This is a genomic window from Robertmurraya sp. FSL W8-0741 (assembly GCF_038004005.1).
GTDB lineage: Bacteria > Bacillota > Bacilli > Bacillales > Cytobacillaceae > Robertmurraya > Robertmurraya siralis.
Genome location: NZ_JBBOQG010000001.1, coordinates 1,345,176 through 1,361,081, shown reverse-complemented (window position 1 = coordinate 1,361,081; position 15,906 = coordinate 1,345,176). Strand labels below are relative to the sequence as shown.

General features: G+C 38.3%; 16 protein-coding genes. 6 read left to right on the top strand and 10 right to left on the bottom strand.

The window, feature by feature from the left end; all coding sequences use genetic code 11:
* Positions 1 to 49 precede the first annotated feature (49 nt).
* The gene (locus NST02_RS06560; protein ID WP_212933610.1) at positions 50 to 775 is read left to right on the top strand and encodes a GntR family transcriptional regulator; all 726 of its coding nucleotides are present in this window, start codon (positions 50 to 52) and stop codon (positions 773 to 775) included.
* A 163-nt stretch (positions 776 to 938) separates the two neighbouring features.
* The gene (gene chbG, locus NST02_RS06555) at positions 939 to 1,637 is read left to right on the top strand and encodes a chitin disaccharide deacetylase (protein ID WP_212933611.1); all 699 of its coding nucleotides are present in this window, start codon (positions 939 to 941) and stop codon (positions 1,635 to 1,637) included.
* A 363-nt stretch (positions 1,638 to 2,000) separates the two neighbouring features.
* Here chbG and NST02_RS06550 read toward each other — a convergent pair whose 3' ends face one another.
* Positions 2,001 to 2,324, bottom strand: coding sequence for a YuiB family protein (locus NST02_RS06550; protein WP_095311324.1), 324 nt, complete (start codon positions 2,322 to 2,324; stop codon positions 2,001 to 2,003).
* Between the two features lie 380 nt (positions 2,325 to 2,704).
* Positions 2,705 to 3,922 (bottom strand): NAD(P)/FAD-dependent oxidoreductase, encoded by a 1,218-nt coding sequence (locus NST02_RS06545; RefSeq protein ID WP_373315063.1) that lies wholly within the window; start codon positions 3,920 to 3,922, stop codon positions 2,705 to 2,707.
* A gap of 431 nt (positions 3,923 to 4,353) precedes the next feature.
* On the opposite strand from NST02_RS06545, the gene NST02_RS06540 reads away from it, so the two are divergent.
* Positions 4,354 to 5,349, top strand: a complete 996-nt coding sequence (locus NST02_RS06540) for an NAD(P)/FAD-dependent oxidoreductase (RefSeq protein ID WP_095311328.1) — start codon at positions 4,354 to 4,356, stop codon at positions 5,347 to 5,349.
* 313 nt (positions 5,350 to 5,662) lie between these two features.
* On the opposite strand, the gene NST02_RS06535 is transcribed toward NST02_RS06540, so the two are convergent.
* The gene (locus NST02_RS06535) at positions 5,663 to 6,025 is read right to left on the bottom strand and encodes a HesB/IscA family protein (RefSeq protein WP_137743678.1); all 363 of its coding nucleotides are present in this window, start codon (positions 6,023 to 6,025) and stop codon (positions 5,663 to 5,665) included.
* A 247-nt stretch (positions 6,026 to 6,272) separates the two neighbouring features.
* Between NST02_RS06535 and NST02_RS06530 the strand changes: the two genes are divergently transcribed.
* On the top strand, positions 6,273 to 6,971 hold the full coding sequence (locus tag NST02_RS06530; protein ID WP_280526666.1) for a DUF2225 domain-containing protein: 699 nt from the start codon (positions 6,273 to 6,275) through the stop codon (positions 6,969 to 6,971).
* Between the two features lie 218 nt (positions 6,972 to 7,189).
* Here NST02_RS06530 and NST02_RS06525 read toward each other — a convergent pair whose 3' ends face one another.
* The gene (locus NST02_RS06525; RefSeq protein WP_095311332.1) at positions 7,190 to 7,429 is read right to left on the bottom strand and encodes a YuzB family protein; all 240 of its coding nucleotides are present in this window, start codon (positions 7,427 to 7,429) and stop codon (positions 7,190 to 7,192) included.
* A 499-nt stretch (positions 7,430 to 7,928) separates the two neighbouring features.
* Between NST02_RS06525 and NST02_RS06520 the strand changes: the two genes are divergently transcribed.
* Complete coding sequence (locus NST02_RS06520) at positions 7,929 to 8,996, top strand: NAD(P)/FAD-dependent oxidoreductase (protein ID WP_095311334.1); 1,068 nt, start codon at positions 7,929 to 7,931, stop codon at positions 8,994 to 8,996.
* A 48-nt stretch (positions 8,997 to 9,044) separates the two neighbouring features.
* Here the strand turns inward: NST02_RS06520 and NST02_RS06515 are convergent, their stop codons facing one another.
* Positions 9,045 to 9,380 (bottom strand): YuzD family protein, encoded by a 336-nt coding sequence (locus tag NST02_RS06515; RefSeq protein WP_095311336.1) that lies wholly within the window; start codon positions 9,378 to 9,380, stop codon positions 9,045 to 9,047.
* Between the two features lie 248 nt (positions 9,381 to 9,628).
* Here NST02_RS06515 and NST02_RS06510 point away from each other — a divergent pair, with 248 nt between their 5' ends.
* Complete coding sequence (locus NST02_RS06510) at positions 9,629 to 9,862, top strand: NifU family protein (RefSeq protein WP_095311338.1); 234 nt, start codon at positions 9,629 to 9,631, stop codon at positions 9,860 to 9,862.
* Between the two features lie 48 nt (positions 9,863 to 9,910).
* On the opposite strand, the gene thrB is transcribed toward NST02_RS06510, so the two are convergent.
* From thrB to yutH, 5 genes are all read right to left on the bottom strand, one after another.
* Positions 9,911 to 10,822, bottom strand: a complete 912-nt coding sequence (thrB, locus tag NST02_RS06505) for a homoserine kinase (protein WP_095311341.1) — start codon at positions 10,820 to 10,822, stop codon at positions 9,911 to 9,913.
* Positions 10,819 to 11,883, bottom strand: a complete 1,065-nt coding sequence (gene thrC, locus NST02_RS06500; RefSeq protein WP_095311343.1) for a threonine synthase — start codon at positions 11,881 to 11,883, stop codon at positions 10,819 to 10,821. The genes thrB and thrC overlap by 4 nt, the downstream gene beginning before the upstream one ends.
* Complete coding sequence (locus NST02_RS06495; RefSeq protein WP_212933612.1) at positions 11,880 to 13,178, bottom strand: homoserine dehydrogenase; 1,299 nt, start codon at positions 13,176 to 13,178, stop codon at positions 11,880 to 11,882. The genes thrC and NST02_RS06495 overlap by 4 nt, the downstream gene beginning before the upstream one ends.
* Positions 13,179 to 13,557: 379 nt before the next feature.
* Entirely contained in the window at positions 13,558 to 14,535 is a 978-nt protein-coding gene (locus NST02_RS06490) for a 2-hydroxyacid dehydrogenase (protein WP_212933613.1), read from the bottom strand.
* Positions 14,536 to 14,685: 150 nt separating this feature from the next.
* Entirely contained in the window at positions 14,686 to 15,690 is a 1,005-nt protein-coding gene (gene yutH / locus NST02_RS06485; protein WP_212933777.1) for a spore coat putative kinase YutH, read from the bottom strand.
* Positions 15,691 to 15,906 lie beyond the last annotated feature (216 nt).

Sequence of the window (15,906 nt, the reverse complement as noted above, 5' to 3'; positions counted from 1 at the left end):
GTATTATCTTGTAAACTCAAACCATAGAATACTTGAAGGGGTTTACCATATGGATAAAAATCAGTCATTACACGCCTACATAAAAGATGAACTGCTTGATCGAATCAAGTCGGAAAAATACAAGAAGGGAGAACAAATCCCTACGGAACTTGAATTATGCGAAGAATTTAATGTCAGTAGAACCACTGTACGAACTGCCCTTAATCAACTGACATTAGAAGGCTATCTAGAACGACATCAAGGAAAAGGTACCTATGTTGCTGATCAAAAAGTTAGTCAAACATTGTCACATACCTTTAAAAAATACAAAGATCAAGTCGCTGTACAAGGAAAGAAAGCTGAAATCACACTCGTTACTATCAATGTAATACCGGCAAATGAGTTACTTTTGAACAAGCTGGAGGTAGAACTAAATGATCCGATTCAACGAATTGAAAGAGTGAGGAAGGTCGATGGAGAACCAACACAATTTGAAATTGCCTATATTCCATGGACGGTAGCACCGGGCATCACGAAAGAGCATGCTGAAACTTCATTATATGGAGCTTTTAAAGATGTATTCGGCGTTCATATTGCAAAAACGACAGAACAAATGGAAATCACACTTGCCGATGAACGTACTTGTGCTCATTTAAAATGCCAGCCTGATTCTCCGTGTTTTTACATTGAAACCATTGCAGAGAATGAAAAAGGCGAAAAAGTTGAATATTCACGATCCTATTTTCGAGGAGATAAAACAAACTTTGTGATTGAGCGTTTCTACCCTCAAGATTAAATGATTATATTTTGAGCCTTGTTCTATGTTGGTATTAATTTTTGGTTCATTTCCTCGCTGACCTTTCAGTTATACGTAAAGGGCGTGTGAAACCAAAGCCAGATACGAAATGAGCCAAAAATCGTTTGTTCAAATTCTGTTCCACAAAAATGGGGGGATCCAAATGAAAGTATTATTTAATGCAGACGATTTTGGTTTAACAAAAGGAATCAATGACGGAATCATCAAAAGCCATATAGATGGTGTTGTCGATTCTACGACTTTAATGATGAATGGATTGGCAGTAGAGCATGCCGTTCTTGCTGCGAAAAAAACTCCTTCTTTGAAGGTAGGAATCCACCTTGTACTCACTTGGGGAAAGCCATTAAGTACAGAGGTTCCTGACTTAATAAACAAGGATGGTTTTTTCAAATATCGTAATACGTATGCACAATCTGAGGCACCGAATGTAGATCAAGTTGAGCTTGAATGGAAAACGCAGATTGAAGCATTTTTAAACACAGGACTTGAGCTTCATCACATCGATAGTCACCATCATATCCACAGCTGGGAGCCACTTAAGGATGTTGTCGTTAAACTGGCAAATGAGTTCCAGGTACCAGTTAGAAAAGTTGACACTTTATCTGTCCATAAGGATATCCTTTTAACAAATGAACTGTACTTAGATTTTTATGGTCCTGGAGTCTCTAAAGATATTTTTGAACGACTCAAAGAAAGTAAGAGTGATTCAATTGAAGTCATGTGTCATCCAGGGTATGTCGATAACGACTTACATACGGTTAGTTCGTATTGTAATTTACGAGAAAAAGAGCTGGAGGTTCTTTGCAGCCTACAGCGGCCGGAGTGGGCAAAAAAGGAATAGAAAGCCTCTCATAATGCAATTGCTTGTTTCATAAAGTCAGAACCTATAATTGAGAATATCTTGGACCGTTTACTAGAGAAATATTTATTGAGCAGTAGATAAAAAAATATATATTCAATCAAACAAAAAACCGTCATTTTGATCAATCACTTTTCAAAATCACGGTTTTTAATTGCAGTTGCATGTGGAGAGAATCATTTTTTTGTTTTAAGCTACACTAACTGTTCTTCTCTCTAACGTCATTTACGAAAGATGCTCCCCATAAGAGGACAGATTTTTAAACCTGTCTACTTTAAGGGGAGCATGTTACTACTTAAATGCTATTTCGAACTTATTGGCATTTCACTTGACACTCGAAAGACTTTAAAACATCTGATAGCCTTTTTTACGTAAAATCCGGATGACGATACCAGCTACAATGGCACCTGCTAGTCCACTACCCAAAATTAATAAATCAGATAAAGCAAGGTTAGCAAATCCAGTCATTAATTCACTGAAAGCTGTTTTACTATTAGTAAAATATTCGATAAATCGCACATCATCAACGATAAATATCGTAATGACGGGATAAACTACAGCCATAATCCAAGTCATTCGTAAAAGCATATTCAAAATAAAACCGATTCCAAAAAATAAAACAAAAAATAACAGCATGGAAATCGGCAAAGTAACAATCGTAATTTGCATTGAATACAAGCCTCCTTAATATCAACATAAGTGTACTGAATGTCCTTTTGCCCGTCAATGAAAAAGATGATTATGAGCAAAAAGTGCTTTAGCTGAAGTTCCAAAACGATACAACCACGCTCCAACAATTAAAAAGTGCTCAAACAAAAACAGCTGTAGACATGAACTCTTTTCATAGAGCTTGTCTGCAGCTGTCTCATTGCTTTTTTATGATTTTTTCATTTGAGTCGGTTTCACAATGTACAAAGGTAAATTAAAAAACGAACAATTCTAGCATTATTCATTCGACTCCACTCTAAAATTCTAATATTTTTATTGTTTAGAGTTAAATTCATTCGTTTTTTAAGTTGAGAAGCACAATTATGAAATTGATTCATTTATTAAAGAATATTAAATTTTCCTTTTTTCAACACTAAAGAAGGTCCGCCAATCATGTAGAGAGAACGATTATCGATCACTTTTTTCATAAATGAAGCAGTGCCGCCAGTCATTTTCTTACCAAAGGCTACACCAATTGCATCATCTTCCCCTAATGAACAAACCGTTCCTTTAATGTCTGGTGTAAATGTCTCAAGTTCTTCCTTGCCACGAATGAGTGCGACAAGGTTCTTCGCACATGTCACACCTTGCTGCATCGCAATTTGCGCTGTCGGAGGATATGGGCGATTGATTTCTTCATTAATAACTAAAGATGAATCGCCAATGATAAAGACATCATCATGACCTGGTGCCCGTAAATCTGGCTGCACCTTTACACGGCCACGCATCGCTTCGAAGCCGGATTTTTCAATAAGTGAGTTTCCTCTAACTCCAGCAGCCCATACAACCGTTCCAGCTTTAATTTCTTCGACCTCATCTTCGCCTTTCCCAACAATAATTCCATTCTCAGTAGCTTCCTTAACAGCAGTACCGATCATGAAGGTAACACCTTTTTTCTCCAACTGTGCAACTGCATAATTTACAAGCTCTGGGTCAAAGCCTGGTAAAACAGTTGGAGCAGCCTCTACACAAATAATTTTTACTTTATGAGGATCGATATCGTATTCACGGCATAATTCCGGCACACGATTAGCTAGTTCTCCAAGAAACTCAATGCCTGTGAATCCAGCTCCGCCAACTACAATCGTTAAACGCTCGTCTTTTTTCTCTTTTTCATTATTATATGTCGCAAATTGGTATTCAATATGCTCTCGAATTTGACGTGCTGCGTTCACATTGACGATCGAAAATGCATGTTCCTTCAAACCTTTAATTCCAAAAGTTTCTGCCTCAGAACCAACCGCGATGACCAAATAATCGTACGGCAGCTCTCCTTCTTGTAAAATAACCTTTTTCTCAGCAGTATTTATTTGTTCAACTGTACCTTTAATAAATTCTACTTTATTGCGATCAATGACATCTTTAATATCATAACGAACTCGGTCATGGTGCAATGTTCCAGCAGATGCTTCATGCAACCAAGTCGTTTCATAATGATAATCATGCTTGTTCACAAGTTGAATATCGACTTCATTCACTCCAACCGCCTTTTGTAATTTCGTTGCGGTCATTAATCCGCCATATCCGGCGCCTAAAATAACGATTTTTTGCTTTTTCAAAGTGATCACTTCCACCTTTTTGTTAGAATTTTTTTCTCTCTTCTCTGCATACTCTTATATATCTTCACCACATTCGCTAATTATAATAGTATATATCAAGAAAAAAGATTGTGATATTCTTCACGAATGTAGACAAAAAAATGTTAAAAAATTGTCACAGAATGTTAACATATTATCTAAATTACATGATATTCTTTTTTATTTTGTTTTTCAAGTTAAATATGCTTAAAAAGAAGATATATTTATAGTCCTTATGTTATAAATCTTCGGAAAAATCATAAAAAAAACCTTCTCATCCGAGACTTTTTTCGTATACACCACGTTAATTTTCCCATGAAACTGCGAGAATGACAGAGACAGATGTAAGTTTCAATTTATTTATGGTAATATATAAGTTGGTAATCGTACTATTCAACCTGGGGGGATTTGGAATGAAAGAGGATCAAAAAATTTATGATATAACGATCATCGGTGGTGGACCCATTGGATTATTCACAGCTTTCTACGGGGGTATGAGACAAGCAACTGTTAAAATAATCGAAAGCCTACCTCAACTTGGTGGACAGCTTTCTGCTTTATATCCTGAAAAATACATATATGATGTTGCTGGTTTTCCAAAAGTTCGCGCACAAGAGTTAGTTGATAACTTAAAAGAACAAATGTCTAAATTTGATCAAACCATCATCCTAGAGCAGTCTGTTGAAAAAATCGAAAAACAAGATGACGATGTTTTTAAGCTTACAACAAACAAAGAAATTCATTATACGAAAACGGTTATTATCACAGCTGGTAATGGTGCTTTCCAACCTCGTCGACTCGAGCTTGAAAACGCTACCGAGTATGAAGGGAAAAATCTTCATTATTTTATTGATGATCTCAACCAATTTGCAGGAAAAAAAGTCGTTGTTTTCGGAGGCGGCGATTCTGCAGTCGACTGGGCTTTAATGTTAGAACCAATAGCAGAAAAAGTATCAATTGTACACAGACGTGATAAATTTCGAGCCCATGAGCATAGCGTTGAAAATCTACATAATTCGAAGGTTGATATTAAAACTCCTTATGTACCTGCCGAATTAATCGGGGATGTAAGCGGCATTAAACAAGTAGTTCTTCAAGAAGCAAATGGAGACGAAAAAGTAACTTTAGATGTCGATGCAGTCATCTGTAATTACGGCTTTGTTTCTTCCTTAGGCCCAATTAAAGAATGGGGGCTTGAAATCGAAAAGAACTCAATTGTTGTCAATTCAAAAATGGAAACAAACATACCTGGAATATATGCCGCAGGGGACATCTGCACATATGACGGAAAAGTTAAGTTAATTGCAAGCGGCTTTGGCGAAGCACCTACTGCCATTAACAATGCAAAAACCTATATCGACCCTAAAGCAAAAACACAACCACTTCATAGTTCATCTATGTTTAAATAATTTAAAAAGAGCAAGGTCTTCCTTTGAGAGGCTTTGCTTTTTTATTGAGTTTTCCCATTGTTTAATAAAACAACCATTCCATGCAAGTTTTAATACAAGCCACTCACTTTTACTCAGCTTTGCAGCTAATCGTAAAAAATATTGTGAATCCAACAATTTTTAGTTCATTTCATGTGAAACCAAGGTAATATAATGAGAAAATGAGCCAAAAATCAAAACGGACATTTAACAAAGCCTTAAAATAAAAAAACCTTCTCATTAACGAAATCTTGATTGAGAAGGTCAATTGTGGACAGTCTTTATTCAATAAAGCTTAACAATTCTCCGGAGTACCTGTATTCGTAGCTGTTCTGAACGATGAGCCACATCCACAAGAAGCAATCGCGTTTGGATTGTCAATCGTGAAGCCTCCACCCATTAACGATTGCTTATAATCAATTTTCGTCCCTTTTAAAGCTGGAGCACTCTCTTTGTCAACTAAAATCTGAATTCCATGCTGTTCAAATTGAGTGTCCCCCTCTTCAACTTCATGGGCAAAACCCATGCCATACGACAAACCACTGCAACCGCCACCTTGGATAGCAACGCGGAGATAAGCTCCTTCTTCCTCATTTTCTTTCATCATATCCTTTATTTGCAAAGCAGCAGCTTCTGTAATAGTTACTACATCCATCAATTTCCCTCCTATTCTTTTGGATAAAAAAGTTAGCAAGTAATACTTTCATTCTTGCCCTTCTTACTACTTAGTATATACAGCATTTCACCGTTCCTCAACTAGCCTGCTTGCTTAATCACTGTTTTTTTATGGAAGCTGATGGCGAAATTGAGTAGAAAGTAGTATAGATTTCAGTGCATTCATCAATAAAAAATACGATATAATGTAGACATGTTAGAATTTTCACATGTAGAAAGGGTGAAGGGCTTTGACAGCAGAATTACTTCCATTATATGATAAAAATTACGAATGCCTTATGTGTAACAATAGTTTTACCTCAAAGAAAGCTCGCTCCCGTTTTGTTAGGATGGTAAAATACGACACTGACTTTCGGCCGATCTATTCAACTGATGGCGTCAATCCGTTGTATTACTACGTGAAGGTTTGCCCACATTGCGGATTTTCATTCTCCGATGACTTTCTTCCGTTTTTTGCACCTGGAAGCAAAGAAGTAATAACGGAAAAAGTGTGCAATGAATGGGTTTCGCAGGATTTTGGCGGTGAACGTAATGTACAACAAGCGATCCACACACTTAAGCTTGCATCATACTGTGGCACGTTAAAAAAAGAAAAGCATATTAATCTTGCTGGGTTATATATGAGACTTGCGTGGCTCTATCGTGAATTAGAAAATAATGAACAAGAATTGCGCTTTACGAACTTGGCTTTAAACGAATATGTGGAATCCTACACAACAGATGATTATAAAGGAACACAGGTAACAGAAGTGCGCATGTTCTATTTAATAGGAGAATTATCAAGACGGACTAATAATATTGACCAAGCCACCAAGTATTTTTCAAAAGTGATTGAGAACCAGAAAAATACAACTGAAGCAACCACTGTCGAAATGGCGAAAGAACGCTGGCACGAAATACGCGAAATGCAAAAAGCAGCCAATGTTTAAAAATTTACGATAAAAATAGAGCCTCAGGCATTCTCTGGGTTAGTTTTTCAACAAGTGTTCAATGAGGACCATACCATCCCCGCTAAAGCTCCCCTTCATTCATCTTTTGGAGAACATAGAGTGTAGTCCTCATTAAACGCTGTAAACATCATTAATTTCGCGATATCCCAGTTCTTCTCTTCAATTAACAAGGGCCTTGCTCCCTTATATATGATTATTTAGATCAGCATCTGTTCTTCTAAATATTGATAAATATTCTCCACCAGTTGTTCCGGTGTTTCCCCTGTGACGACTGTACCCTCAACTAACGCATAGTGGAAAGCTGCACATTTTCCACAATAATTTAGACAACCATATTCGATAATATCTAAATTAGAGTCCTTTTCCAGGAGCTCTCTTGCTTTTTGAGAACCACTCGCGAGATTGCTAATACAAAATTCAATCATTGGTCTAATCAATCATTTCACCTCAAAATTCCTGCCAACACATGGAATTCCTCTCATTTTGACTTTTTTGTGTCATACTAATTCGATCTATTAGATAACCTTATTACTATTTCTATCATTATTTTAGTAAAATATTCGAAATTTTGCCATGAATATGTTGTGATTTTGTCACAATTTCGTTATACTTTGAATGAACTTTATAGTGTTTACCAGAGTATAGACAAAGTCAATAAATAAAATCAGTCACCTCCAGGCTGATTGAAAACGTTTGTTTTTCGAGGAGCGAAGCCTTGAGAGGAGCGGAGTTACCATGGAGGTAATGAGCACCGGACAAGGCGAGCAACGAAGAAAGCGAGCGTTTGTCAACAGCCTGAGTGTTTCCTTATTATTAACATCGAAACTTCGATTTTAATAGACAAATAGGTTTGACATCAAATGGATCATTCAATTAGCACTTATTTTGGCTTCAACAAGAATTCAACAATAGAGTTGCATAAAGGGGATATTCAAAATGAAAAATCTAATGATTTTAGGTGGAGGTTACGGGGGTATGAGAATCCTTTCTCGTCTCTTGCCAAATGAACTGCCAGAAAACATATCCATCACCTTAATCGATCGCACACCGTATCACTGCCTTAAAACAGAGTATTATGCTCTTGCAGCAGGGACCATCTCAGATCAACACATTCGCGTTCCTTTCCCTGAACACCCAAGATTAAACATTCAATATGGAGAGGTTACTGAAATCAATCTTCAGGAAAATAAGGTTCTTCTAAAAGACGGCGAAGCGATTTCTTATGATGATTTAGTTATTGGGTTAGGCTGTGAGGATAAATATCACAATGTACCTGGAGCACAAGAGTACACCTACAGCATTCAAACAATTGAAAAATCTCGCCAAACATATCAGGCTCTTAACAATCTAGCACCAGGTTCAGTCGTTAGCATTGTCGGTGCAGGTTTAAGCGGAGTTGAATTAGCTAGTGAACTCAATGAAAGTCGGCCAGATTTAAAGATTAAACTTTTTGATCGAGGAAATCATATTCTTTCCGCATTTCCTGTTCGTTTAAGCACATACGTTGAAAATTGGTTTGATAACCATAATGTTGAAATCGTCAATAATTCCAACATCACAAGAGTTGAAGAAGGGATTCTGTATAATCATCACGAGCCGATTCAAAGTGACATTATCGTGTGGACTGCGGGCATTCAGCCAAACAAAATTGTCCAGAATATAAACGTCGAAAAAGATCGTCAAGGTCGCATTATCCTAACTCCTCATCATAATATTCCTGGAAATGAGCATGTCTATGTCGTTGGTGATTGCGCCAGCCTCCCACACGCACCAAGCGCACAGCTTGCAGAAGGTCAAGCAGAACAAATCGTCGACATTTTATTAAAACGTTGGAATAACCAAGAACTCCCTGACGAACTGCCAACTATCAAGCTAAAAGGTGTCCTTGGTTCTCTCGGTAAAAAACACGGATTTGGTTTGGTTGCTGATCGCCCTATTACAGGGAGAGTAGCACGACTATTAAAATCAGGAATTCTATGGATGTATAAATACCATAAAGGATAAGTCTTTAAAGGCACTGTTCTCGAAAAGAACAGTGCCTTTTATCTATGCTTAAGAACTTGCTTCTTCCCGATATCCATATTTCTCCATTGTTGCAAATATCGTTTTTAAACGTGGATTCCCTTCACCCACAACCTCATCTTCAATCAAAACAACTGGGTAAAACATGTCCTCGTTTACTACCCTTTGTGCGAATTCCTTTCTCACTTCATCCTCTGGTGGATTATAAATATCAACATATGAGATTTGAAATTCCTGATTAGGAAATTTTCTGCTTACGGCCGCTTCCAACCATTCAAACGTTTCCCTTGATGATGGCAGATTCACACAGCTTGGGCAAAGCTGTTCCGCTCCGTATACGACGATGTCAACATTTTTTTTAACCATGTCAGTTCCCCCCTTGTTACTTAAGAATATTCTACAATAAGGAGTTCTGTTAGTAAATTTCCACTACTCAACGGCTGATCCGTCATGTTCAAAGAAGACTGGCTACTATTGAGAATGTTGCCGCTCTAACAGAGAATACAATGAGAATGAGCTTTTTTTAGAAATGCTGAATATTGGATTTCATCCTTTTTCAATAGATTTTTTATGAAAGAGAGATTATAATAAGTATTAAGAAAGGAGCGATTAAGATGGCAGAGCAAATGTTTGAACAAGTTCAAGATGTATTAGATAAATTACGTCCATTCCTTCTTCGTGACGGTGGGGACTGTGAATTAGTAGATGTAGAAGATGGCATTGTGAAATTACGTTTATTAGGTGCGTGTGGTTCTTGCCCAAGTTCTACAATCACTTTAAAAGCTGGTATTGAACGTGCACTTTTAGAGGAAGTGCCTGGTGTATTAGAAGTTGAACAAGTATTCTAAAATCACATGCAAAAAAAGCGATCTCTAGTCCGAGATCGCTTTTTTACATTACACGCATTTTTGAACCTTTACTCTGCTGCCTTCCTGATCGATTTTCAGCCTGCGGTAGTTCATATTTGAATCCCACTTCTGAAAAACATCAAGAAGTTTCTCACTTTTGCCTTTTTCAGAAAAACAAATAACAGTCGGACCAGCTCCACTCAAAGCTACCCCAAATGCACCGGAAGCAAGCGCGATTTCCTCAATCTCACTCAAATGAGGAACAAGCTTTCTCCGATAAGGCTGGTGATACAGATCCCTTTGCATCATCTTTCCTGCTAACGCGAAGTCTTTTTTTAGAAGTGCCGCTACCAGAACGTTACCAATCGCTCCAGCCCGTACTGCCTCAGAATAGGACAGTTGTGCTGGAAGAACGTTACGTGAATCTTTCGTTAGAAGCTCTATTTTGGGAATGACAGCAATCATCTCTAGTTCAATCGCGTGTTCAACGATGGCGACAACTTCATCATCCATTTGACTTCCAATCACGAGGCCTCCGAAAAGAGAAGCTCCAACATTATCAGGGTGACCCTCAATTTCAGTTGCCAGTCTAAATTTTTCATCCTCGGTCAAACCTAACTTACCCATGGCATTAGCCAGCTCAATCCCTGCAATAATGGCTGCAGCACTTGAGCCTAACCCCCGCGCTAATGGAATTTCACTAGCCATTCTCACCTTACAGCTGGGTAAACTTTTTTGAAAAAGCTCGGCTGTCTGTAGGGCGATTTGAATAATATAATTGCTTTCATCAGTTGGAAAAATGTTTAAATCCTCTGATTCCATTATGATTTCCCAACTCTCTGATCGTTCAACCTCTAATGACAAATATAAATTTAATGCCACTCCTAGCGAATCAAAGCCTGGCCCAAGATTAGCCGTGCTTCCAGGCACTCGGATCTGGACCATGTCATATTCATTCATGAATGGACCACTCCCCGAATGTGGCGTGCCACAGCCTCCTCATCATTTGGAAGTAGAACAGGCTTAATCGTGCTGTATTCAATCGCTGTATTTGGGTCCTTTAATCCATTCCCTGTCAAAATGGCCACGATCTTGCTTCCTTTAGCAATTTTGCCGTTTTCAATATGCTTATACACTCCTGCTAATGATGCACATGAGCCAGGTTCAACAAAAACACCTTCCGTACTGGCAATTTTCTTATATGCTGCAATAATTTCCTCGTCACTAACCTCATCGATCACTCCAGCTGATTCTTCCGCCGCAGCAGTGGCAAGGTGCCAGCTTGCTGGATTTCCAATGCGAATGGCGGTTGCAATCGTTTCAGGGTTTTCAAAGATTCGATTGTGAACGATCGCCGCAGCCCCTGCTGCTTCAAAACCATGCATTTTTGGCAATCCTGTCTTTTTAACTGCATGATATTCTTTAAAACCCTTCCAGTACGCGCTAATATTGCCTGCATTACCTACTGGGATTGCTAGAATATCAGGGGCTGTGCCACCAAGCTGATCACATATTTCAAACGCACCTGTTTTTTGTCCTTCTAAACGGTATGGATTGACTGAATTAACAAGGGTGACTGGTTCCTTTTCGCTAATATTGCGCACCATTTTCAATGCTTCATCAAAGTTGCCCTCAATAGAAATTATTTCTGCCCCATACATGACTGCTTGCGCAAGTTTCCCCATCGCAATCTTTCCCTCTGGAATGACAACGATGCATCTCATCCCTGCTCTTGCAGCATAAGCAGCCGCAGCTGCTGATGTATTCCCCGTGGAGGCACAAATCACCGTGTCACTTCCCTCTTCTTTTGCTTTTGCAACTGCCATCACCATTCCTCGATCCTTAAAAGAACCGGTTGGATTCGTTCCCTCCGTTTTTACATATAATTCGACTCCCCACTCGGCTGAAAGTCTATCAAGCTTGATAAGAGGTGTATTTCCTTCGTTCAAGGTCAATTTTGGTGTTTGTTCGTTAACTGGTAAAAACTCTTGATATTCTTCTATTAAACCTCTCCACCTCATGAATGGCCATTCCCTTCTACTCGATATGAACTCTTGATTTCGTGAACTGATGGTAACATTTCTAATTGAGCCAAGATGCCTTCAAAATCCTCAAGGGAGGTTGAATGCGTCACGATGACGATTTCTGACAAGCCTTTTTCCTTCACCGGCAGTTGCAAAATTTTCTCAAAGCTTACGCCGCGTTCTGAAAAGATTGCCGTAATATTCGCAAGCACCCCGACTTTATCAGTAACATGGAATCGTAAAAAATACTTTGATAGAATTTCATGCGGAGCTTTTAATTTCTTTTCATATTGCGGTGAGATAATACTTTTCCCATTCACACCCAGCACCATGTTCTTCAAGACGACAACTAAATCGGAAACAATCGATGTCGCCGTTGGAAGACTTCCGGCACCAGGTCCATAAAACATCGTTTCACCGACCGCTTCACCATAAACATAAACGGCATTATACTCATCATTCACAGATGATAAAGGATGGGCCTCTGCCAGCAAAGTCGGTTGCACACTAACCTCAACCTTATCATCTTCTATTTGAGCAATCCCGATCAATTTCATTGTGTAACCAAGCTGTTTGGCATATTGAAGATCTCTTTCAGTAATCGTCGTAATCCCTTGAACTTTAACATCATCTAAATCAATTTTCATAGAAAAGCCAAGCGTTGCCAAAATGGCCATTTTTCTAGCGGCATCTAATCCTTCCACATCCGAGGTCGGATCTGCTTCAGCATAGCCTAATTGCTGAGCCTCTTTTAATACATCTTCATATGCACTGCCCTGCTTGCTCATTTTCGTCAAAATAAAGTTTGTTGTTCCGTTGACAATTCCCATCATCTTCGTAATATGGTCAGAGGATAATCCATCTACCAAACTTCGCAAAATAGGAATTCCACCCGCTACGCTTGCTTCATAGAAAAGATCACAACCGTTCTCCATAGCAATCGATAGCAGTTCCGAACCGTGAAGAGCCATTAAATCTTTATTTGCAGTCACAACATGTTTCTTGTTTTTAAGAGCTTGAATAAGAGAGTTTTTTGTTTCTTCGATGCCTCCCATCACTTCAATTACGACATCAATTTCGGGGCTGTTAATAATATCCTCAATATTTGTTGTCAAAAGTGTAGGCTCAATGGTTACTGCCCTTTCCTTTTTCAAATCCTTTACAAGGACTTTTTTAATTTGAATCGGCCGACCAATTTGATGCATTAGCTTTTCCTGATGATTTTCAATAATTTGCACCACACCAGAGCCGACTGTTCCAAGACCTAATAATCCAATCGCTATTGGTTCCATTTCGATCCCCTTCCCGCTGTGTTCATTCCAAGAAAACAATTGTATTTATATAGTAGACATTATAGAGGGAGTTGAGCTATTTTACAATATAATTTTTATTCAATAACTAAACAAGAAAAATAACGGTGATAAAATCTTAAAACCTAGTATACTCCAAATTTTCTTGATTTACATAATTTTCTCAATTTTTTTAAGAAAAATTTAACTCACAGGCTCCTGTTTCAACCACCTATCAATCATCAAGCAACGCTTCGGCTCCAGTGCAAATTAATTTTGTAGTATACTAACAAAGATCTATCCAAAAAAAAAGACTGTATGCAAACTCGATTTCATCGGGTGCATGCAGTCTGAACTCAATCCATTAACGTACTACAGTTATTTATTTGTTCCACTCTTTATTAACAAGTGTTTTAGGCTCTTTACCTGAAAGAATTGCATCAATATTATCAAGGCAAAGTTGAATCATATTCAATCTTGTCTCTACCGTTGCACTGCCAATATGAGGAATTGCGACTACATTTGACAAACCTAATAGTGGATGCGTTTGATCAATTGGTTCTTTTGCAAATACATCCAATCCTGCTGCTGCAATGTCTCCGTCCACTAGCGCAGCATAGAGATCCTCTTCATTTACCACAGGTCCGCGCGATGCATTAATAAAAATAGCCGTTTTTTTCATGCGGCGAAAAACGTCACGGGTAAACAAATTTTTCGTTTCTTCTGTCAGTGGCGTTAAGCAGACGACAAAATCCGAACGTTCGATCAGTTGTTCAAACGAACAATATGTAGCACCTAACTCCATTTCAACATCATTTTTTCTTGAGCGATTATGGTATAAAATCTCCATTTCAAAACCAGTTGCTCTTTTCGCCACAGCTGAGCCAATGCCCCCCATTCCTACAATTCCTATCGTTTTATGATGAATATCATGTCCAGCAAGAAGAAGCGGACTCCAGCTTTTCCATTGACCGGCTTTAATAAACTCTGCCCCTTCAACGATTCTCCGTGCAGTTGCCATCAATAATGCAAACGTTAAATCAGCAGTTGCAGCCGTTAAAACATCAGGAGTATTACAAATTGCGATACCATGCTTAGTTGCCGCCTCGACATCCACATTATCATAGCCTACTGCCAAGTTTGTGACTACCTTTAAGCGGGTTCCTGCGCTCAGCAACTCTTCATCAATTTGATCTGACAACATTGTTAATAAAGCATCTGCTCTCCCAGCTTCTTCTAATAAGATGGAGCGCGGAACTCCCACATCCTCTTTCTCCCACATTTTCACATCATATTTTGCCCGTAATTTTTCTACTGCTTCATCTGGTAATTTTCTTGTTATAAAAACATATGGTTTCATCTGCTGCTCCTTTTCCCTCTTGTTTATCTTCTAAAAGTTTTTTTCACCCTCTAGAAAAAAATCTCTAGCCTTATTATACTTTTTTAACCAGAACTACTCCAAGTATTCCTATAAAAAAGTTCTGATAAGAATTTACGAAAAGAGAACGAATTATTTCGCTAACCACTCCACTATTGGGATCTGGTAACGTCGAATGGGCGCTCCTGCAAGTGGATAAAAATCCCGTAGGAACTCTTCATAATCTTGTGATTGTGCTAAAATTTTCCTTAATCTTTCCTCTTGTACAAGCTTTACTTGCTCGGATGGAGTAATATAATATTCCTCGACACAATCCATATAATGAAGGGGGAATAAAAGTCTGGAAAAAAGCAGTCTCCAGGAAAATGAAGAAAGGGTTGATACGCTGGCATAATCTTGATAGAACTGACGTACATCGGGTTCATATGTTTTAATATTTTGGAAATACCGTTCCCTCGTCCATTCGGCTAAATCTCTAGCACAATGATCAAATACCCAATCAAAAGGATTTCTCAGCGCCCCATTTTCTCCCCATGTTCTTGGAGAAAAATGAAGATGACAAACAGTGCCGCTATCAACTGCAAGCGGCTCATCATCTTGCTCAGTATCACTTAAATATTGAATCGCATTTTCCGCAAGTCCCATATAATAGGGGAAAGATTCAATAAACATTCTCACAAATTCATTTTCAGGAGATTGAAACAACTGCTCATTCCAGACTCGTTCCATCTGATCCAATCTCTGTTCCCAAAAGGATTTCCACATTCCGATCCTGCTAATGCCCTTTACTTCAAATGGGACTGCCCTGCCGCGATAATGAAATTTAGCTAATTTTCTTCCGGCACGTCTCATTCTTTTAACCGTTGCACCTGCTCGTAATATACAATAGCGCTGATTTTCTAAATCAACAAATGATTGGCCGTCATTCGTTTTAAGAAATTGACATACTGAGGAATCACCATAATTCACAAGATGTAGGGCTAATTGTTCAAGTTCCACCAAGCTTGCTTCTTCCATATTTGTAACTGGTACAAGGAAATACAGATTTTGTTGATCCCTACAGGCATCATATGGACCCAGTTTGAATTGTTCTTGTATACTAATTCCATAATACTGTTGAATAATCCGTTGAAGCATCTTTTTCACCTACCGCCTCTTATGTCCTTATAAAATGTATATGACTACACTCTGGGAATATTGTTTTTTTGTTTGCTTTAACTTGATTTATGCAAAACAGATGATGAAATGCTATCATTAGTATATGTCGCTGTATTTCGTCCTTCATTACAGAAGGCCCGATGATAAATCCTAAAATAGTGCATATCCTAATTTAATAAGGATCACGTAAATAAC

Bases quoted from the DNA above. Each gene is read 5' to 3' on its own strand.
- NST02_RS06560 (WP_212933610.1), top strand. From the start codon at position 50: ATGGATAAAAATCAGTCATTACACGCCTACATAAAAGATGAACTGCTT.
- chbG (WP_212933611.1), top strand. From the start codon at position 939: ATGAAAGTATTATTTAATGCAGACGATTTTGGTTTAACAAAAGGAATC.
- NST02_RS06550 (WP_095311324.1), bottom strand. From the start codon at position 2,324: ATGCAAATTACGATTGTTACTTTGCCGATTTCCATGCTGTTATTTTTT.
- NST02_RS06540 (WP_095311328.1), top strand. From the start codon at position 4,354: ATGAAAGAGGATCAAAAAATTTATGATATAACGATCATCGGTGGTGGA.
- NST02_RS06520 (WP_095311334.1), top strand. From the start codon at position 7,929: ATGAAAAATCTAATGATTTTAGGTGGAGGTTACGGGGGTATGAGAATC.
- NST02_RS06515 (WP_095311336.1), bottom strand. From the start codon at position 9,380: ATGGTTAAAAAAAATGTTGACATCGTCGTATACGGAGCGGAACAGCTT.
- NST02_RS06510 (WP_095311338.1), top strand. From the start codon at position 9,629: ATGGCAGAGCAAATGTTTGAACAAGTTCAAGATGTATTAGATAAATTA.
- thrB (WP_095311341.1), bottom strand. From the start codon at position 10,822: ATGAATGAATATGACATGGTCCAGATCCGAGTGCCTGGAAGCACGGCT.
- thrC (WP_095311343.1), bottom strand. From the start codon at position 11,883: ATGAGGTGGAGAGGTTTAATAGAAGAATATCAAGAGTTTTTACCAGTT.
- NST02_RS06495 (WP_212933612.1), bottom strand. From the start codon at position 13,178: ATGGAACCAATAGCGATTGGATTATTAGGTCTTGGAACAGTCGGCTCT.
- NST02_RS06490 (WP_212933613.1), bottom strand. From the start codon at position 14,535: ATGAAACCATATGTTTTTATAACAAGAAAATTACCAGATGAAGCAGTA.
- yutH (WP_212933777.1), bottom strand. From the start codon at position 15,690: ATGCTTCAACGGATTATTCAACAGTATTATGGAATTAGTATACAAGAA.